Source organism: Paenibacillus sp. AD87, from assembly GCF_001659845.1.
In the GTDB taxonomy this organism is placed as follows: Bacteria; Bacillota; Bacilli; order Paenibacillales; family Paenibacillaceae; genus Paenibacillus; species Paenibacillus marchantiae.
This window is the reverse complement of record NZ_LXQN01000007.1, coordinates 2,250,624-2,271,130: the sequence shown is the minus strand read 5'-3', so window position 1 is coordinate 2,271,130 and position 20,507 is coordinate 2,250,624. Positions and strand designations below refer to the sequence as shown.

The following is a 20,507-nucleotide window of genomic DNA, read 5'->3' as shown; positions in this document are numbered from 1 at the left end:
AAACTAACTGTGTGTCCTCTTCTCACGACAGTAGAGAACGGTCCTGAATAAGGAGTCGATTTCTTATGAAGATACTATTCATACGGGATTACTACACGAACATCGTCTAATGCAGGCTTCGTCTTGATTAGCCCCTCTGATTGTAGCCAATCTATGTTTTCCTGCCAGCGGGAATCATCCTGGCTCAGGAATTCAGCCTTATCATTCTCCATCAAAGGAAGAAGGATGTCTAAGCTTTGACGCTCAACATCTTCGGATAACGGAAAATGATCTGCACTCTGATGATCTAACAGGATTTGTAATGCAGCCTCCGGATCGGCCTTCACATCCTCAAATCCTTTTTTTGAAGCACGCAGAAATTTAGTCAGCATATCAGAATCAGATGCAATCAGGGTATCATTTGCAACAAAAATGCCTTCATAATAGGATGGTACACCGTATTTCTCCATCGTAAACCAATTAACATCGAAGCCCTCCTCCTGAAGCTGAGGAACCTCATGATTAATCAAGCCACCAATGGTAGCATCCACATTATTTGTGGTCATCGAACTCATAAGCTCAAAGCCGACATCAACCATTTTTACATCACTGTTGTCTGTACCTGCATGTTTCATGATACTACGAATGAGAGCTTCAGATAACTCAGTACCCGAATAACCAATCGTTTTGCCTTTTAAATCTTGTGGAGAAGTTATGTTCTTCTCCGCTAAAGAAATTATTGCATTCAGTGGAGCTTGTACAACAGCGCCGATAGATTTAACTGGCACTTGCTGATTCGCTCTTGTGATAATGACATCCTGCTGATAATACAGTCCAACATCCGCTTTTCCGGCTGCTACAAGTGAAATTGCATCATTGCTGTTAGAAGGGAATTGCAGGTTTACCTTCAAGCCTTCTTGTTCGAAGTATCCCTTCTCCATGGCGACATAGAGAAACGCATGCAAAGCGTTTGGATACCAATCCAGGACCACATTAACCTCCTGTAACTCCTGAAGAGATGAGGATAAAGGTGGAGCTGTGTTTCGAGGTGTACAAGCAGTAACTGCTAATAAGATAAATGTTAAAGTAAGAATGATCCCTGTTTTTCTCATAAATTCGTGCCTCCATATCTGTTTATGACTCACCGCGCCAGCGAACGAAACGGCGCTCTAACAATGTAATTAGTGCGACCGAAACCATAGCAAGGACTGATAATAATACAATGGGTGCAAACACACCAGCACCGTCAAGCTGAGTCATCATTCGGCGCGAAAAATATCCCAGACCACTCTGCGCGCCTAGCCATTCTCCAATGGCTGCCCCAATGACACTAATCGGAATTGCCATTTTGATGGCTGAAAAGAAATAGGGCAGTGCAAAAGGAATCTTGAGTTTGAGAAAAATATCCCGTTGCGTGGCACCATATGTAAGGAGAAGTTTCTTCATATCCGTACGGGCACTGCGTAAGCCATCATATACCGTAATCGTAATTGGGAAGAATGTTATTAAAATAGCGACCAGCACCTTGCTCCATATGCCATAACCAAACCATAGAACAAATAATGGAGCAATCGCAGTAGTTGGTATGGTCTGAGAACCTACAACAATCGGATACAGACATTTACGCAAAAACACACTGACATCCATTAGTATTGCTAGCGCGACACCCAGGATGATAGACAACACGAGACCTAAGCTCGTAATTAGAAGAGTAGCAGGCAGATGAACCGTGAATAAGGGTTGACGGAGCTCCCATATTTTTTGAAATATTTGAACCGGGCTTGGTAAAATATAAGCAGCATTCAGATCCATCGCTCCCAGTTGCCAGATCATCAATAGTGCAAATACAACAATAATTGCAGGTAAATTATGATTATAGAATGATTTTTTCATAGGATCACATTATTCCTTAACGTCTGGATCAAGTTTTCTCGCAATGCTGCGATTTCTGGTGTAGCAATAGATTCTCTTGATCTGGGATAACCACTAGGAACATCTATTGATGTTAATTGATATATAGGAGTGCTTGTGACAGCTAATACTCTTTGCGAAAGATATAAAGCTTCATCCACATTGTGGGTAATGAAGATAATTGTTTTTTTGTGCTGCTCCCATTGCTCAAGGAGCCATTCCTGCATCGTAATACCCGTTAAGAAATCCAGGGCAGAGAACGGCTCATCTAGCAGTAGCAAGTCGGAACCCGTCAGCATTGTCCGGGCGAAAGCAGCCCGCTGGCGCATCCCACCTGAAAGTTCATGGGGCATCTTGTCATGACAATGATATAAGCCCACGTTATTCAACGATTCAGCAATAAGCTCCCTGCACTGTGCCTTGGTGTATCCACCTATAATTTCCAAGGGCAACGCAAGATTCTCTCCTACTGTTCTCCACGGGAACAGCAGATCTTTTTGTGGCATATAGCCACAGTAATGCTTTTTAGTTCCGATTGGTGACCCATCAATCAGGATAGAACCAGATTTTGGCGAAAGCAGCCCGTTAATGAGATGGAATATCGTACTTTTACCACAACCAGAGGCGCCAACGATACACTGGAAGGAGCCTGACTCAATCGTAAAAGACAACCTGTCAATAATGTCTACAGACTCACCATCATAATGATAGGACACATTCTGAAATGTCAGTGAACTCAAGACTCTAGCCTCCATGACATCTCCCAAAAATCAAGCTCAAAGCGACTGCACATCACAAAAACATCTTCCATCCGTTGGTACGTTTCCTCGCTACAGCCTTCTAATAACTTATCCGTTAACGTCACAAGGGATTGATTGCTGCTGTTGTATTCAGAAGAAGCATATCCTGTAATCCACTCTCCATAAAAGTGATGATCAGCTGCACCTGGTTTTTGGGCAAGGATTTGACCAATCTCTGCATAGCTCCATGAGCAGGCCAGAATGGATACAAGTACTTCTGCTATGCCGCCCGCATGGGAAACAGAGAGCATATAGTTAGTATAGGCTACATTTTTCAGTGCAGGTTTTACCTGAAAAACGTGATCCTCTGTAATTCCTAATCGCTCCATATAAGAACGATGAATTTTCATCTCACCATTTAGGATGTTGTCTACGTTTTTACTAAAAAACTGCATCAATTTGGGGTCCTGTGACTTGACGATGCCTAGTGCAAATACACGGGCATAATCGTACAGGTATAAGTAATCTTGTAGCAAATAATAACGAAATCGTTCAACAGTTAAGGAGCCATCCCCGATTCCTTTCACAAAGGGATGCTCAAGACATTCTTTCCACACAGGCTGTGCTGCTTGGTAGAGTCGCTCTGAAATAGTCAATATCTGTTCCTCCAGTCCAAAGTTACGTATATCTGTTTTATTTTTTTCATTCGTTCTCAATTTTCTTTATGAATTATTCCCTACACGGCCGTGGCATGAGTATTTGTATTATCTAATCGTTTGCTCTGTGCGAATAAGGTTCTCCATGGATCAGAAGAAGGTGATCCGCATCGTTGAGGCTAATGCCCGCCTTTTAAGGCATAGGCACCTTTTACCTGCTATGGCTCTGATAATGGCTCCATTAGACACCATTCCAATTTTGGACGGCATCCGGTATTGTGTCTGTAAATACACAATCTGTTTGATGTTCCACAATCCGCGGGTCAGATTCGAAGATACCCACCACACCTGTCGTTTTTTTTGGGATTTTTTCTGTAAATGACACTCATCCCATAAAAGCCCAAACAAGTCTTCGTTTTAGGTCGGCTTGTATTCCTGCACCACCACCTGGATCAGAGCCAGCTATTGTCAAAACTGTTTTCGTAACTAGTGCACCTCTTTCTCTATTTAATAACATAAAAAAAAGAAACATCCATTAGGATGTTTCGCAGACAAATACACTAAAATAAGGGGATACGCATTAGCTACCCAGTTACAGTGTTTCATCGTTGCATCCCTACGTTGGCATTATCCAAATCAGGTAAGGTCGGTTTAACACCCTCTCAGCCAGTTAAGGCTCCCTCGCAAACGGTTGTATGTAATTGATTTGTTTCTTATTTGCTTGAAACAATAAGTTTGAATTCCGTTTAGTATATCAATCGCTCTTAAAAATAGTCAAGACAGATTAATAGCTACTTATCAATTTCGGTTACTTGTTTAAACTATTTTATCCATTGTTATGATGACTTCAATCCTTACTGCTACTGAAGATCATTTTACTTTTCATGCTTGCTATTCCTCACAAAAGTGAGCATTTCATACTAAGGAAGTGTTTCTCCAATTATCATTGTTCGTATCATCAATGATTTGAAAACGCTAAGCTTACTTCCGATCCTAGTTAATTGTAACTTCAATCAAGATACGAATAACATAGCTATCGAGATTTTGTTCAGAAAAATAGTTGATTAAGCCCATTGTATAGGAATTTCCGCATACCTTCATTCCCTTACGTTGAATTCCCAGGCTGGGGAGAATTATCTGTAACTTTTGTTTTCGTATACGATTGAACAAAAAAAGATTTAATCTTTTAAACCTTCTCTCCAGGGCAGTAGGGAACTTTGTGTCAAATTCCAGCCTGGTAGGGAACTTTATGTCACTAAAAATTGACACAAAATTCCCTACCAAAAAATAAAAAAACCTTATTATATAAGGGATTTCATGGTTGGTAACTTTATGTCATTCTACATCGGAGGACAAAAACTTGTACCGTTAAAGGACAAGAACTTGTACCCATTAACGATTGGTTCTTCAAGGATTTGCTCGGCCTTAATACTTGGTTTTTCAATCGGACTTCCTGGCTTTTCGTTTGCAATTGTTCAACATTATTTGTTCTTAATACTTATGATTGGTGCTCTCCACCTATTATTAAGTGCTCCTCTTGCCCTATTGGCCTGTATATCGCGTGGTTATCTGGTACCGATCGGCTTTGCATTTACAACTTTAATGTTGGCATTGGTGTTTGGTCCTACCGCCATTGGAGCTTATCTGCCTTGGTCTGTACCTGCTTTGCATTTGCAGGAAAGCGGAGTATCTTTATTTCCCTTGTTGGGTACTAGTTATTTACTGGTTTTCTTAATCGGACTCCTAGGTCTCATTGGAACGGTTAAATGGTTACAAAACAGGGAGCAGTGATTGCCAGCCTCTTCATTTTTGCAAAGATCAAGCTTTTGATGCAGGAGCTTTCGTCTAACCTACTTTTCTTTTAATCAGCTCGCTAACTAATTGTTCAGTTGCCCAGCTAATATTACCTGCACCCTTTTGCATTCGCATCCTTCAACATATATCTGAGCTCTGTAGCATAGGAAGGCCCAACCATATGGTCGATAGGTCCTCCCTCCATTCATCTTCAGCGTCAGCTAAAAGGATGTAGAAACAGCGGCTGTCATTGGAAGAACTCTCCCTCCAGTTTGCGCTTCAGGTATTTCAGTTCGATCGCGGTCCTCTGCCCTAGCGTACGTGACCACATGGTCTAAATAGACCCGTGTGCCGGGAGGCTTGACCTCGAAGTGGTAACTCTCATGTGATTTATTCTCTCGGGAACAGGTCATCAAACTGCTTTCGGAAGATGTCGGCCCTAGAATTATCAAGTTTAAAACAAAAGGAGCCAAGGGATGCTTTCCCATTGACTCCTTCCGACCGATACTTTCGGATTTGTTATAAATATATTGGATAAGTTTGTGAAGCATGCAAATTCAAGTAGATTGAATCTGTAGATATATTTATATTATTGAAGATACTCATTTGCAATTTTTTCAATCTCCTCAGTGTAACTGCTGTACGCAAACACTGGAGCATGATTAACAGCTGTAGCTTGATTACTGTTAGCAAATGCAGTGATAAACACCAAATTCGAAGCTGAACCTATCGAGTGCTCATTTGTGGTCCATTCAGTTGCTGAATCCATATAGTTTTTGGCAGGAAAGATTGAGATACCTGTATTATTGTATCTATTAGGTCCCAACGGGATAAAACCCTTTGGTACATCCGGCCTTAGATCGTGGTTAAATATTCCATATACGGTTTTTAGACTATCTTCCCCATATCCCGTTACAAAACTCTTTCGTAAAGGGTTAGCTCCTAGAATGTAGTTTAATGCTGAAAGTGCCATATTATTAACAGTTTTAGTATTGATTCCGAGAATCGTGGAACCAATCAAAGCTTCTGTACCCGTACCCATTATTATATTGTTACTGCCCCAGTAATAATTACCTTCAAATATAGTGTTGTTCCAAGCACTCTGTTTATATCTATTCAGTCCTTTGTTTAACCATATCGTAAACTCATCCTTATACCATTTTGCAGCATCAACGTTAGGGTGGCTCGCTTTCATATAATAGAAAAATGCATAATTCCACAACCCAGCAGAATCCGCTTCCGAATTTTCAAATATATTTTTACTTTGTGTATAGTTATTCAAAAAGTATTCGTTATATTGTGCCTCACCAGTTGCTCTGAACAATGATGCAGATGCAGTCAGCCTCGACTCCTTGTCTGAGTCTGTTTCATAACTACGTGTTGGCCCTTTAACATTGTCGGGATTCTGCTCTAGATATGTCCAGGCACTCTTGGCCGCCTCTAAACATTGATCAGCAAACTCTGGATCATAGCTTGAATAAACAATTGAAGCATGAGCTAGCGAAGCAACTGCAATTGCAGTATCGTTTGTTGGTCTAAGATTTGTGACATTCCCACTCTTGTCTCTTATTACTCTCATATTATCATCATCATTAGTTGACTCAACTTTTGCGTAAAAACCTCCACTAACAGGATCTTGCATCTTTAGTATCCATTCAACTTCCCATCTAGCCTCATCAAGAATATCAGGAACACCATTTCCACTTTCAGGAATATTAAATTGATTATCAGTGTAAGACTCCGGATATAACTCGGATGACCATAACAGAGTCATTACTGCCAGTGCTCCGTCACTTACATATTTACCTTTATCTCCAGCATCAAACCATCCTTTTGTTACATCTCTTGTAACTGCAGAATTGGATTCGAAAGGAGCCGCTGAGTCCATAGGTGTTTTATCTGCCCTCGGAAAACCCAGGGCAAATTCCGGATCAAGCGCAGTTCCTGAACGTTGATAATAATAATATCTTGCCGCATCGGCCAATAGAGGTTTGAATACTTCTGACCCTATTTTAAAATTAAGTGATTTAGCTATTCCGTTTGCGTCAACAGTAATATAATAATCCCCAGGTTCAGTAAGGTCTGTAAATACAGCTTTTAGTACTCTTTCTCCTGAATCGATATCATAATCCTTAACGAGAAGCAATTGCCCACTATAAGCAACTGTGTCATCAGACACTCTCTTCACCTGAAATTGCGTTCCGGGTGTAGCATTGAAATCATCTTCAAATCCGGAAACATAGGCATATTTTTCTGATGAATTTCTGAAGCCCACCTGATTCACCTTAATAGCTGGAAATGCTTTTTCTTTATCAGGTGATGTTAATTTTATTTGGTTTAACCAAACAGTAAATGTATCGTCGTTCACTCTGTCCAATACAACAGATCTCGTATTATACTCATCCAAATCAAAGGATGGATCATTATATATATCCTTCAAAGGAATCTTTACGTGTTGCCATTCCGTGGTAACGGTTACATAATCGGTTATTGATTTATAAACACTTCTTTCATCCCCCGATGCACGCCTTGCAACAAGATCGTCGCCACCGATTTTAAATTGTTCTCCTCCTACTTTACCCTTAACATTAAATTCGAGATAACCGTTAGGGATATAATTATGAATGTCATGAGTATTCCATCCGGCCATAACAATTTTAGCCGCCATCCAATCTATTTTATTTGTAATACTAAATCTCAATGAAGGTAGATTTTCAAAAGTTTCTTGTGAATCTACAGGTAACCCACCATTTACAGTTTCTAAACCGCCACTACTCTCTGCGAACCCGCTAAAACTATCTTTAAATACATAATAATCCGGAAGATTTCTCCACCCCTCTGGAGCGCCGTAATTTGCATAGACCGTAGTGTTTGGAATTGCCAAAGTAGACGCTAATGCCAATATACATAGTAATACTGTTAATATTTTTTTCGCTTTCAAAAGAATTACCTCCTTTATGTGCTAATTCGTCAAAAGTAGAATGATTCTGAAAACGGAGTAGACAGCCTTGATAAAACCTAAGTATTGGTGGAGTACAACACGAAAAAACAATTCAAACCGTTTAATTGATAACAAGATTTATAAAACCGCTTACAAGATTTTCGTTGATACTATAAATCCCTCCTTTTTGATATATTAAATTTCATACTGATTATATTTCACTGTACGAAAATAGACCTTAATTATACAGCCATAGATCAGCATCAAATGGACATACAAGCATGAATTTTGTATTATAATTTGGAATCCAGGCAATAAAAGTAGGGCCTTTCTCGGAGTTAAACCAAGAAGAAACCCTTCTCGATGATATTGTTATTGAAAACACTAAACAATCATTTGTTAATGAACATAATCGTATAAGTGCCTTTTTTGCCGGAGTGGCTCAGGTTTTCTTAACATGCCGATATCCCTATTATTAGCAATGTAATGATCCCTGATATCTTAAAATCATCAACTGTTTTATTGGCAAATGGAGCTCTTTTTCCGTTGGATCTAACAACATGTGATTCTCTCTATGGAACGAAGAAAAAGCTATGAATTGAAAAGTCGTGATGATGCGGCAAAGGCAGCATATCACGACTTTTATAAATTGGTACGTCTGATGGAGAAACTTGCATTAGTCAGTTATAGCAGACATGCTTTTTCCATTTTACTGCCAGAGCATTTAGCAAAGAATTTTGAAAGCCTTTCTGAGCTATTCATTCCAAAGCTTAACACGGTCTTGGACATATTTCGTAAATCCAGCTTCCATTTTCTCAACACCGGCATCAATCAATTCCTGCTGATACTCATCCCAAATTTGGTCAAATTCTTCTGGTTTAGCCAAAATAGCTTGAGGGATTCTTTTCCATGAGATGTCCTTCATCTTGACGGCCAGAATATTGGATTCATCATCAGTCGGTACAGGAATATTCCAAGCAGCGCCCCAAGCTTTTACCGGTAAATCATCTTCACTTGTAAACAAATCCGCCCAAGTCGTTACGCCATATGCTTGAAGAGTTTGTTTATCAGCTTCAGTATAACTATTAACAATTAATTCCGGGAAACTTTTTGTATAGTAGTTACCACTAGAATCTTTGACTCCGTCTCCGTAATGTGCGCCGATATTTGTATATAGACCTATTCCGGAATCCTTTGTGAATGCCGTATTGTCGTTTACAACACGGTTCTGAACATCTTCAGGAACAATACGCTTGCCATCTTGCATAGTGTAATGCTTACCCTCTATACCCCAATTGAGCAAAATTTGACCCTGCTCAGAAGCGAGGAAGTCCAGGAACTTAATCGCCCGAACGGGATCTTTGCATTCCTTCGTAATACCTATACCCCATCCAGCCATAAATCCAGTAGACTGTAAACGATTGTCCTTATACTCATCGGACAGCATTACAGGGTAATGTCCATATGTTTGGTCAAACTTACTATCCTTTTTAAGCGCTCTTTCACCATCTGCATAACCCCAGTCAGCATCAGTCAACCCAATTACTCTTCCAGAAGCAATCTTCGCCAAATATTCATCGTTTTTCTGGACAAAGCTATCTTTATCCAGTAATCCAACGTTATTCATATGGTTCAGCCATTTAAAATATTCTTTCTCACCTTCCGTTCGAAAGTGATATATTGCTTCATTAGTCTCGGGATTAATGTAATACTCACCATCATCCGATTTGCCTGTCGTTTCAGCAGCCGGATTCGTAACCGTGATATACATATGCCAGTCATCTCCATTGAGGCTGAGTCCGATGTTTTTGTTACCTTTATCATCGGTTGGATGCTTTTCAAGATAAGATTTGATTACATCCTCGTAGTCCTGAAGTGTTTTGATCGAAGGATAGCCGGCTTCCTTAACAGCACGGTGTTGAAGTTCGAAGCCGCCTCCTGCATTGAAATTTTTACCGTCCACTGCTGAATATGTCGGAATAGCATAAATCGCTCTGTCCTCATTGTTGTAACGAAGACGTTTAAATTGGTCGCCGAACAACTTTTTGATATTAGGAGCATACTGATCAATCAAATCAGTCAGATCAATCATAGCCCCGGCATCAACAAACTTGTTTAAATCTCCTGTTGCGCTGAGGAGATCCGGGTACTGACCACTAGTTGCCATTAAGGCTAACTTTTGCGCGCTACCCCCTACTTCAGTCTCGGCATCTAATGTAACACCAGTCATTTTTGTGATTTCTTTACCGACATCATCCTGCATATTGTTCCAATTAGCGCCAACACTGTAGAAAGAAAAGGTAATAGGTGATGTATCGCTTTCTTTCACTGCGTTTCCTTCAGCATTATTCGTCGTGACGTTTCCGCTACCTTGATTGGCATTGTTTCCACTGCAACCTGCCAGCAGCGTCATTGTAAACATAAGCGTCATAGCGATTTTCCCTGCTGTTCCCTTTTTCCTCACATACATTGCCCCCTTTTTAATTTCTACATATTGTATAAACAGGTTAGCCTGTCAATACACCTCTTAATTAACACTAACTTTTTACTGCTCCAAGCGTCATACCCTTGACAAAATAACGTTGGAGAAACGGATAGATAAGCAGAATTGGCACAGTAACGATGATAGTTATAGCCATCTTGATGGATTCTGGCGAAACCTGATTCATTACTTCATTCATGGTTCGCCCATTTACATTACCACTACCACTACCGCCGCCAGCCTGCGTGCTCTGTAATACTTTCATTAACTCATACTGAAGTGTAGTCAGATGTTTGTTCGATCCGTTATATAGGTATGTGTCAAACCATGAGTTCCATTGACCGACTGCCAAGAACAGAGCAATTGTTGCGAGTGCTGGTGTAGTTAGCGGAAGAATGATACGCCAATAGATTGTGAAATCATTGGCTCCATCAATCCTGGCAGATTCCTGCAATGCGTAGGGGAGACCGTCAATAAACGAACGAATCACGAATACATTGAAGGCGCTTACCATACCAGGCAGTACATACACTGCGAATGTTCCTAGGAGATTCAAATCTCGCATCAAAAGGTAAAAGGGAATTAGCCCGCCTGAAACATACATCGTCAATGCAAGGTAAGTGGATATAAATTTGCGTCCTTCAAATTCAGAACGACTAAGTACATAGGCTAGCATGGATGAGCTTATGAGCCCGAGTATAGTTCCAATTAATGTCCGTAGTACGGATATTTTGAAACCGGTAATAAGTCCTGTAAACGAGAGAATCTGCAAGTAATTCTCAAGTGTAAATTGACGTGGAAAGATTGTAATACCACCTCTAACGGTGTCAGTTGAGTCATTTAACGAAATGGCCAACACGTTCAAAAATGGATAAATCGTACCGATCGTAACTAATAAAATTACAAAGTAGACGATAAAGTCTAAAAACCGATCTGGAAACGAAGCAACTAATCGATTACGTTTTTCCAACTAAAGCCCTCCTTACATAATGCTCTCTTTGGTCACTTTTTTGAAAATGCCGTTAGCCACAAAGAGCAGGAATAAACTTACGACAGAGTTAAATATGTTGATTGCTGTACCGAAGGAATAACGCCCCAATCCCAGGCCATAATTAAGGGCATAGAGATCGAGCACTTCTGATTTCTCCTTTACTAAATTATTGCCAAGAAGGAACTGTTTCTCGAATCCGATACTGAGCAAGTGGCCAATAGACATAATTAACAAAATAATTATTGTAGAACGGATTCCAGGCATTGTTATGTGCCAGATCTGGCGTATTCGGCTGGCACCGTCAACGCGAGCTGCTTCGTACAGTTCAGGCCCAATACCTGCTATTGCCGCCAAGTAAATGATTGCATTCCACCCTGTTTCTTTCCATATGTCTGCACTTGTCACTATGTACCAGAACATACTTTCTTTCGCCATGAACTGAATAGGCTGGTCTATGAGATGCATATTCATTAAAATTTCATTAACAACACCGTTATTCGCTGAAAGCATTTTCGTTACAATGCCTGCAACAACAACCCAGGAGACAAAGTGCGGTAGATATGAAACTGTCTGTGCGAACCGCTTCAGAAATGAGTGACGAACTTCATTTAAAAGGACTGCAAATATTATAGGAATTGTAAAGCCTACAATAAGCCCCATCAAACTCATCGCGAGTGTATTGCGAAGAGCATTAAAGAATTGATCATCTTGAAGCAACATTCGGAAATTTTCGAGACCAACCCACTGTTGCTCAAAAAACGATTTTCCGACACGGAATTTTTGAAAGGCCATCGTCCATCCCCACAATGGCAAATAACTAAACACAAAAACCCATATAATGAACGGTACTGACATAAACCACAGGAGCCTATGTTGTACCATCCGATACCAGAGACCCCTCTTCGTCTTTAATGACGGAACTTGTTTCAATTTAACAGACAAACCAGCACCACTCCTCTGTAATATTGTTCCCAACTAGTATTATATTTTTCTTCTCGGTCCTAAAACCTTAATTCTAGAGACTTAAAACAGGATGATATGGACAAGTATTAAGCAATCCTACATATGTATTTTTTGAACCCGGTCGTATATTCTTCCATTCCGTATTTGAGACAGAAAATAAAGGAATAACGTGTTTCGTTTGTAAATGTTATCCAGGAGAATTTCAGCTAATGATATTGATGCTAAGCTAAACATTTAATTAATTATAATTCTCACAGAAGTACCTACTATCGAAAAATGCGAAGGGACTGCCCCAAAGTAGAATTTCTACTTATAGACACAGCCCCTTTATTTCAAAGCGGAAAGCAGTTTCTTTAAAACAATAGCGATAGTCTAAGGTACGATTATCCTAAAATACGCCATATTCAATCATGTGCTAAGATCAAATGATAAATTCAAGAGCGATTACCTAACACGGCTTAAATTCAATCCAGTTAATACTCATGCCAGGTTTTACATGATTAAGCTTGAGCTCATACAGTCCTTGCTCCAAACTGATTCTTTTAAACTTCTGTCGGACCCAGCGGCCTTCTGTGCCGCTGGTCAACACAGTGAGCATTAGTTCACCATTCATCATCACATTACAAGCGCTTTGCGCCCAGTTGTTGTCTGGTGACATCAGTTCGACTTGTAGCTGGTATTCCTGGCCTCGTCCCGCATTATCCTGGTCTTCCCCAGCCGTCCGACCAATAACAACAACAGCTTTTCCGCAACTCTTTCGTGCTTCGGATACGATCACATCGGTCAATGGCATTTCCTGTTGACGCCATGCTCATAAATTGCAGCCAGCCGTTCATCTACGTCTACTTCTGCTTTGCTCCGAAGCCCATTCAATAAATCTGTCACATAGGGTACATTAGCACTGCCGCCCGAACCCGTTCCCGTGCGGTAATAATCGATCTGGGCACGACCGAATATCGCGATTGCCTCACCGTCTTTAAGAGGAAGAATGTTTCTTGCATTTTGTAATAATACTGCACCTTCTGCGGCAACCCTTCTACTGAACTCCGCAAAGCCTTCCAGAGAGCCTTCAACCTGCCTAATACTCAATATTGTATCTCCTTATACAAACACGCTATTATTTATTAATTAAATCAAATCTGTCGACTTCAGATTGAAACAACGAGCTCACCCCCTACCGCTACGCTAGCAATGAGGGTAACAGACATTGCAATTAAGAATTGGTATTCACCTACGCTTCAATTAGCACTTGAAGCTTGGATCCAGCCATCCTCTCCGCCGTCATGGTGTACGTTCAGAATACAATACATACCCGCGTCTAGTACGTAATCTACAATCTCTTCCACTCTGTCCACCCATGACTTATTTACATTTCCCTCGTTATCCATATGATCTTTCCATGTAACAGGAACACGTACAGCGTTAAAACCGGCATTTTTCACCGTATTGATTTGTTTTCGCTTTTTTTCATCGGCAACCTCCTTTAATCTGCGATATAAATCAGCCAAATCATAGCTACTTCATTTCACTTAATTATCCAACAATACCTGAACGCTCAATCCCCTCAACAAAGTGACGCTGAACGAAAATATAAATAATAATGAGCGGCAGAATAGCCAACAAAATCCCCGTGTCCTGTACCATGCTTAAGTAAAATGGATCTGCCTGAGAGGCGGTTCCATCAGTCAGGCTCGACAAATTAAACGGCAAGGAAGCAAGTTGGATTGACATGACTTTACTTGAAGTCAGATAGGTTGTAGTGTAGAAGCTGTCATTCCATTGCCATACAAACGAAAAGAGTAACACGGTAATAAGTGGAGGTATGGCATTGGGCAGCATGATTCGAGTAAATGTCTTGCCCACACCGGCACCATCAATATAAGCCGCTTCCTCAACTTCTTTTGGGATACCCCGGAAGAATTGCCTGAGTATAAAAATATATAGTCCTGCTTTCAGAGAACTTGCCGTCATTGAGGTCAAAACAAAAGGCCAGTATGAATTCAATAGGTTTATTGACTTGCCAGTTATGAGCGGAATCAGACCTGCTAACGTAAATCCTTTCAAATTAAGGTACATGGGAATCAGGATGGTTGATGGGGGTACTAGAATCGTTAGAATAACGCCTGCAAAGAGCAAATTGCTCCCTTTAAATTTCAGCCGGGCGAAACCGTATGCTGCCAAAGCACAGGAGATGGCTGTAAGGATTGTTGTTCCTGCTGAAAGGGCGAATGTATTCAGTAATGTCTTCCAGTAATCCATAATATCTATTGCAATCCGAAAGTTATCGAATGTCAGATGCTCTGGAATCCAGACGACTATTGGTGAATAGAGATCGCTTTTATCTTTCATCGATGTCGCTATTTTTTGAAGAATGGGATACAAAATCACAAATGATAGCCCTACAATCAGGACTAGCCGGACGAGTGACCACAGCCGCTTCTTCCAGAATTCGATTGATAACCATTGGGAAACATGCATACACCCAACTCCTTTAATCATAATAGAAGACTCTCTTGGAAATCAGATATGTGCTGATCAACAATATTATAGAAACTACTACAAAATAAATCATCGCCATAGCGGAGCTAAGTCCAAAGTTAAATGAACTAAATCCTGTATCGCGAATGAGATTGGTCATGCCATTGACGGATACCGCATCTACGATTGTATAAATGACATTGACGAGGATAAGTGGACTGACCATCGGAAAAGTTATCTTCCAGAAGGCCTCATACCCCGTCGCACCCTCCATCTTCGATGCTTCATATAATTGAGGGGAAATCGTTTGAATACCTGCCAGGAAGATGAGAATTTGCACACCTGACTGGCTGACGATCTGATATATCCGGTTCACTGAGCTGGTCAGATAATTAACAATCCACTCGTTTACCCCCGCCTGGAGCATCATCTCCTCCAACTCAAAGCTCCGCAACGCACCGACTGCTTTGGCGCCTGAACCCGCATCATTGATCGCCTGTACCAGACTGTTACTTTCCAGATTCAAAATAACTCCTGAAGCAAGAATGACAGGCAGGAAGAAAATTGCCCGCGCTGCTGTTCTCCCGATGAATTTCTGGTTTAGCAATACAGCAAGGAACAAGCTGAAGATGACGATCAACGGCACGTTAACAACAATAGTTAGTATAGATTCCGTTAACGTACGGTTGAAGCTAGTATTAATCGTTAATGCTTCGATATAATTTTGCAGGCCGATATAATTAATTGTGATCCCTGACGTATTGGCGGCAATCGAACTAAAGCTGTATCTTATGGAAGATAGCAAAGGGACAAAGAAAAAGAAAAGGAATCCAAGCAGCCACGGCAAGACGTAGAAGAAGCCCCAGATCGCCTTTTTCTCCGCATAGGTCTTGTTACGCATCCGTAATTTTAAAATAGTTTTCATTTTTATGCACCACCTGTAATATAGCTTTCGGCTTCGACAACACTGCCGTCAGCACGTACCGCTGTTTGATTGTAATTCACAATAACAAATACGCCGTTCTCGTAATTGGTCCGGTAAACACCTTCGGCCAGCTTCTCATGGAAGATCATCCGCTTGTTCTGAACTCGGCTTAAAACCCCGTTCACTTCTGAATAGATCTGTGCAGCCTCATCCAGCCATTGCTTGTAATTGATAGCATACAAATCACTGTGCTCGGTGTCCTTTACTGCATAGCTAGGTTCATACATCCACTTGAAATAAATACCAGAACCATATTCCAGGCACTTTAGCATGTATTGCCGCATGTCTGTATAAGTAGATAAATTATAGGGAGCACCTGTATAGCCGGCGTATCCGTGGATAACCATCTGGTAGAACGGAATGGTTTCGTCTTCAATCTTAAAACCGCTGCTTGACATCGGCGCATTCGTGATGTCAGTTACATAAGGTAACGCGTAGGCGTTGCCGCCGTCCGCCATAATCTTAAGGTCTTGGTCGCTGATTGCTGACAAAGCTTGACTTGAGATTCCTTGTGATTCGGTTCGATCGATCTGCTGACCTTTCCGATAATCGCTGTTTAACTGTTCTCCCAGATCACGCAGGGAGATCCCCTCCGGCTTGTAGCTCTCTAGACCATCCAGCAGAGAGTTGACATATTTGGTGATATAACGGGGCGATACCACATAAGAAGGAGTTTTATTAATATCACGTCGATTCAAGGCCAACTCCAGCGGATAAATGGTTGCTGGGTCACCTTTTAACGTTCGAGAAGCTTCTTTACTTAAATTAAAACCGGAGCTGGAGTGAGCTTCAGCTATAGCGGCATCCGGAAAGAATGCTACTTCTTTATCTCGGGTAAAGTCGATGAAATTCTGCAGTGCCTTACTTCCACCAATAGCTCCGTCCACCGAGACTCGGTCCGGAACTTCATGGTCAATGCCGTTGTTGAACCAGCCTGAATATTGTAGTCTGATATTTCGGATATTCCGCTCTTGACTCCCCTCGACTACAAGCTTAGCCTGTTCCAGTGTAGTAAGCGGTTCAAGCGTACTATAAGGAATCCCAAGGAAATGCTTCTCCTTGGTGATGCTTCCGACCAAGTTTAGATAAAATGGTACATTCACTGACGCGTCAGAACTGCTGCCTGGCTTCAGTTCAGGAAGTCCACCTTGCTTTAGCAGGTATTGCTGATAGTACCCGGCCATTCCCGGATAAGAAGCGTCTTCTCCGTTCAGAAAAGCATAACGGACTGTATAATCCGTCTTCGGCGGATGCTCCTGGAACCTTGGTAAGGAACGCTCCTGGCCGCTTGCACTTAATGAGACCTCACCTTTATTTATTAAGGTGATACTGGAATAGATGAAATTATAGCTATTCAACCTGCCGCTGACATCAGCACGGATACTTGCAATCGGCCCTCCCTCTTCAATAATGCCGAGGAAAGCCCCATCTTTCCGCATCATTCCAAAGACCGGCAATCTAACCTTCTCTTCTGTCCCAGTTTTCAACGTATCCGTCGTCTTGTCTATTCCATATACAAGCTGCTCGTAAGACGGATACTGCGTTTTTCCATTGTTGAAGTGAATCAACGCCCCCGATCCATCCGGAACCAGCATGGAGCCTTTTGCATCCTTACCTTGTGCTCCAAAATAACTTAACAGTGAGATTTTATGAATTGGGTATTCTTCAGGATAATGGATATCAGTGGCCGGCACTTTTACAACGAGACTATCCCCATCCAGGGTATACTCAATCGAAGCCAAGAAGACTCTCGGTTCTGAACGGTTCTGTTGCAAATTAAACTCCTTCAAGTCCTTTTCCAGATCTTCCGGGGTATAACCTAATTCAGAGAAAGTATCTAATGCCCGCTGCAGTTGAAGTCCCTGCATCGTATCATTCCGAATATAGATGGATTTTTCTGCATCTTCAGTGTAGGCAATCATCATATTACGCTTCCCTGCTTTATCCAGCTTCCCAGTAAGCTCCTCATAACGTGCCTTGCTGAGCTTTAATGGAAGATCGTCTATGCCCTGCTCCTCCTTCCCGAACTGATACGTTACTTTAATGCCTCTGGGGATATTCTCTACCGTCATTTGGTTATGGGCGACACTGTCCGTGTAAGAATTCACCGTATTGATCTGCCCGAAGTTGTTATAGAAATCAATACTTAATTGGGCGGACAATAAATCCTTATTCACACCAGCAGCTAATGTATCCGTATCGCGCTCCGGCGAGTTGCTATACCACACTTCGCCGCTTTTTTTATCAAGTACGGCTACGACTCCAGTCTTCTCTTCTAGGAATAATCGCAGCCGATCATTTTCTGCGACTCCCGCCAGTCCAGTGACACGCGTGTCTGTAAAGGAGACTATTACAGGTTTGTTTGCAGCTACTGCATGGACAGCGGATGTATCCGCTTCTGTTTCAACATTTGAAATGGAATCTGAACAACCTGTCAGCACCGATCCGCACAGGAGCGCAGCTGCCAGCAGCAGATTTCTCAGCATGTTCATATCTGTGCCCCTCCTTAGCTTCTTAAGACAATCTCTTGATATATTGTTGATATAAATGAAATAATTTGCTGAATCAGACTGAAAAATAGCAGGGTTAAAAAGGCCAAGAATGCCATGGCAACGACAGATAATATCAAAGTCCCTATAGTCTTTGACGGTGAGTACTGATGGACTGTCATATTACCCACAAACAGTAAATATAGGGACCAGAGAATAGCGATACTGCCCGAGAAATGATAATATACAGTCTCCTGATTTGCGATTAAATTGCTAAGCCCAACCCATGGAAGATTAATCAGCACCATCGGGATCAGAGCGAAGCAAGTAGAGATAAATATTTCAACAAATTTCCCCTCGCCGTCCATCAACGTGGTGAGTGACCAATTCGCAACACACCAGTACACTAATGGTAGCATAATGTAAATGACTTCCAGTAGACTATTCATTTCCTGCGGATTGCTAAAATTAACGAGAAATCCACTATACTCCCGCTGCATTACATTCGTTATTACCATTAGAAACAAAATAACAAAAGAAATGATTAGATTAGTTTTCTGACTGCGTTCATACTTTAAATCCCAGAAACCGTTATAGGGGTGCATAATCAAATAGAACGGGTGCTTGACAAGCTCTCTATTCAACGGAGACCACCTTCTTTCTCCTCTTTATTTTGCGGTACTGTCTCCAAATGAATCCACTAATTACGAGTACCAAAAGCAAGGACATGATTGAAGGGAAATACTCTCTCAGTACTTGCTTGCGGTAGAGTAAAAAAGCCTTGGAATACCCTTCACGGTCCATACTCCGCTTGAAGTATTTCATCGCCTCAGCATATTCTCCTTGGCGAACTAATGCTTTACCAATCCCCGCATAAGCAAATTCCAAATTCGAATTCATACTGACTGTCTGCTCGAAAAGCTGATGCGCCTTCTCTTCCTCACCCCTGTAATAACTTCTAACCGCTTCATTCAGCGTTCTTCCGTATTGCGTGGTTTGAAAAATGGTAATCTCCCCGAGTTCCTTATCAATAACCATGAAATCGTCCCCCACCCGATCCATCGCTACAGGCGTATTAAACTCACCGATTTGATTTCCCAATCCACCAAACACATACATGAGATATCCGTCCCCGTTATAGGTAAATATTCTCCCTCTGCTTGCATCCAAAATAGAGTAGATTTCACTGTCGGTTACATCAATATCAATTAAGCGTGTAGGACCGTCCACCTTAGTAAAACGAATATCACCTTCAGGGGGATAATAGCCTAATCTGCGCAAGATATCGCTGCCTTGTGCATTCAACTTTCTAACATTGTCGGCTTTTTGTCCATTTGTGGCGTAGAGAAAACCTTCATCATCAATGTCAATATTCGTAAATTCTACCGGTGTAAACATGACCATCTGCTTCCGCTGCGCCTGTGTCGAGAGCATTTTCCACAGATACTCTGATGGACTGAACGTAACCCGGTTCGCCCCGATAAATGAAGTAAAAGTTCCTTCCGAAGAAAATTCCATAAACCCGTCAAAAATCCCACTAGACATAACATAAATCCGCTGGGCTTTATCCACGACAAGCCGAGTAGGCTGGAACGAGAAATTATCATTCAGTAGCTCAGATTGCGGATTCTCAACCACTTTTACTAGTTGATCATGGGCATCCAGATGGACCATGCGCTGTTTGCCCGTATCCGCCACATACAATTGCTTATCTTCAGTAACAAACAGTCCTTGCGGATTCGAAAAATGATCTTGCTGTCCATTATGGTTGAAGGAATCAATAATTCGAATCAGCTTATAAGCAGAATCCATAAGCACAATACGGTTATTGCCCGAGTCCAGCACATAAATTTGATTATCCGAGGTAACGTACACATCACTTGGATTTTTGAAGGCCCCTATTTTTAGAGTTTCGCCTCTTAATATTATCGTTGCCTGGTAAGCATCTGGAGAGGCTGCTGTATCTCCCCAGTAAGAGTAGTTATAGGAAGAAGGAGCTTCATCAGCACTTACAGTGGTCCCTCCCAGACTGGCGCTTATCAGACAAACCAGTAGCGGTAACAGATAGATTTTTTTGTTCAGCAATTTTTTCAGCATT

General features: G+C 41.5%; 17 protein-coding genes and 1 riboswitch. Of the genes, 1 reads left to right on the top strand and 16 read right to left on the bottom strand.

Features of this window, described 5'->3' with window-relative positions; all coding sequences use genetic code 11:
• Positions 1–74 precede the first annotated feature (74 nt).
• From gpAD87_RS10095 to tenA, 4 genes are read right to left on the bottom strand one after another with little or no spacing between them, the layout of a single operon-like run.
• Positions 75–1,091 (bottom strand): ABC transporter substrate-binding protein, encoded by a 1,017-nt coding sequence (locus gpAD87_RS10095; RefSeq protein ID WP_064637956.1) that lies wholly within the window; start codon positions 1,089–1,091, stop codon positions 75–77.
• 22 nt (positions 1,092–1,113) lie between these two features.
• Positions 1,114–1,872, bottom strand: a complete 759-nt coding sequence (locus gpAD87_RS10090) for an ABC transporter permease (RefSeq protein WP_064637954.1) — start codon at positions 1,870–1,872, stop codon at positions 1,114–1,116.
• Positions 1,869–2,630 carry an ABC transporter ATP-binding protein gene (locus gpAD87_RS10085; RefSeq protein WP_197521400.1) on the bottom strand — a complete coding sequence of 254 codons (762 nt, stop codon included), beginning with the start codon at positions 2,628–2,630 and terminating at the stop codon, positions 1,869–1,871. Before gpAD87_RS10085 ends, gpAD87_RS10090 begins: the two co-directional genes overlap by 4 nt.
• The gene (gene tenA, locus gpAD87_RS10080; RefSeq protein WP_064637951.1) at positions 2,627–3,286 is read right to left on the bottom strand and encodes a thiaminase II; all 660 of its coding nucleotides are present in this window, start codon (positions 3,284–3,286) and stop codon (positions 2,627–2,629) included. Before tenA ends, gpAD87_RS10085 begins: the two co-directional genes overlap by 4 nt.
• A gap of 595 nt (positions 3,287–3,881) precedes the next feature.
• Positions 3,882–3,979, bottom strand: a riboswitch (TPP riboswitch).
• A gap of 624 nt (positions 3,980–4,603) precedes the next feature.
• Here tenA and gpAD87_RS10070 point away from each other — a divergent pair.
• Positions 4,604–5,077 carry a hypothetical protein gene (locus gpAD87_RS10070; protein ID WP_231952502.1) on the top strand — a complete coding sequence of 158 codons (474 nt, stop codon included), beginning with the start codon at positions 4,604–4,606 and terminating at the stop codon, positions 5,075–5,077.
• 592 nt (positions 5,078–5,669) lie between these two features.
• Here gpAD87_RS10070 and gpAD87_RS10065 read toward each other — a convergent pair.
• The 12 genes from gpAD87_RS10065 to gpAD87_RS10010 all read right to left on the bottom strand — a co-directional run bounded on the left by gpAD87_RS10065 (position 5,670) and on the right by gpAD87_RS10010 (position 20,506).
• Positions 5,670–8,021 (bottom strand): glycoside hydrolase family 9 protein, encoded by a 2,352-nt coding sequence (locus gpAD87_RS10065; RefSeq protein WP_064637947.1) that lies wholly within the window; start codon positions 8,019–8,021, stop codon positions 5,670–5,672.
• Positions 8,022–8,775: 754 nt separating this feature from the next.
• Positions 8,776–10,491, bottom strand: coding sequence for an ABC transporter substrate-binding protein (locus gpAD87_RS10060; RefSeq protein ID WP_064637945.1), 1,716 nt, complete (start codon positions 10,489–10,491; stop codon positions 8,776–8,778).
• A gap of 67 nt (positions 10,492–10,558) precedes the next feature.
• Entirely contained in the window at positions 10,559–11,473 is a 915-nt protein-coding gene (locus tag gpAD87_RS10055; protein ID WP_064637943.1) for a carbohydrate ABC transporter permease, read from the bottom strand.
• 12 nt (positions 11,474–11,485) lie between these two features.
• On the bottom strand, positions 11,486–12,376 hold the full coding sequence (locus gpAD87_RS10050; protein ID WP_082935270.1) for an ABC transporter permease: 891 nt from the start codon (positions 12,374–12,376) through the stop codon (positions 11,486–11,488).
• A 529-nt stretch (positions 12,377–12,905) separates the two neighbouring features.
• On the bottom strand, positions 12,906–13,250 hold the full coding sequence (locus gpAD87_RS32970) for a hypothetical protein (protein ID WP_442950715.1): 345 nt from the start codon (positions 13,248–13,250) through the stop codon (positions 12,906–12,908).
• Positions 13,241–13,546, bottom strand: coding sequence for a glycoside hydrolase family 3 C-terminal domain-containing protein (locus tag gpAD87_RS32540; protein WP_064637933.1), 306 nt, complete (start codon positions 13,544–13,546; stop codon positions 13,241–13,243). Before gpAD87_RS32540 ends, gpAD87_RS32970 begins: the two co-directional genes overlap by 10 nt.
• A gap of 149 nt (positions 13,547–13,695) precedes the next feature.
• On the bottom strand, positions 13,696–13,965 hold the full coding sequence (locus gpAD87_RS10035) for a cellulase family glycosylhydrolase (RefSeq protein WP_064637931.1): 270 nt from the start codon (positions 13,963–13,965) through the stop codon (positions 13,696–13,698).
• Positions 13,966–13,990: 25 nt separating this feature from the next.
• Entirely contained in the window at positions 13,991–14,935 is a 945-nt protein-coding gene (locus tag gpAD87_RS10030; RefSeq protein ID WP_064637929.1) for a carbohydrate ABC transporter permease, read from the bottom strand.
• A 13-nt stretch (positions 14,936–14,948) separates the two neighbouring features.
• Positions 14,949–15,860, bottom strand: coding sequence for a carbohydrate ABC transporter permease (locus gpAD87_RS10025; RefSeq protein ID WP_064637927.1), 912 nt, complete (start codon positions 15,858–15,860; stop codon positions 14,949–14,951).
• A gap of 2 nt (positions 15,861–15,862) precedes the next feature.
• Positions 15,863–18,412 (bottom strand): DUF5696 domain-containing protein, encoded by a 2,550-nt coding sequence (locus tag gpAD87_RS10020; protein ID WP_064637925.1) that lies wholly within the window; start codon positions 18,410–18,412, stop codon positions 15,863–15,865.
• Positions 18,413–18,426: 14 nt separating this feature from the next.
• Positions 18,427–19,053 (bottom strand): Yip1 family protein, encoded by a 627-nt coding sequence (locus gpAD87_RS10015; RefSeq protein ID WP_064637923.1) that lies wholly within the window; start codon positions 19,051–19,053, stop codon positions 18,427–18,429.
• Positions 19,046–20,506, bottom strand: a complete 1,461-nt coding sequence (locus gpAD87_RS10010; RefSeq protein ID WP_064637921.1) for an NHL repeat-containing protein — start codon at positions 20,504–20,506, stop codon at positions 19,046–19,048. The genes gpAD87_RS10015 and gpAD87_RS10010 overlap by 8 nt, the downstream gene beginning before the upstream one ends.
• Between the last annotated feature and the right edge of the window lies 1 nt (position 20,507).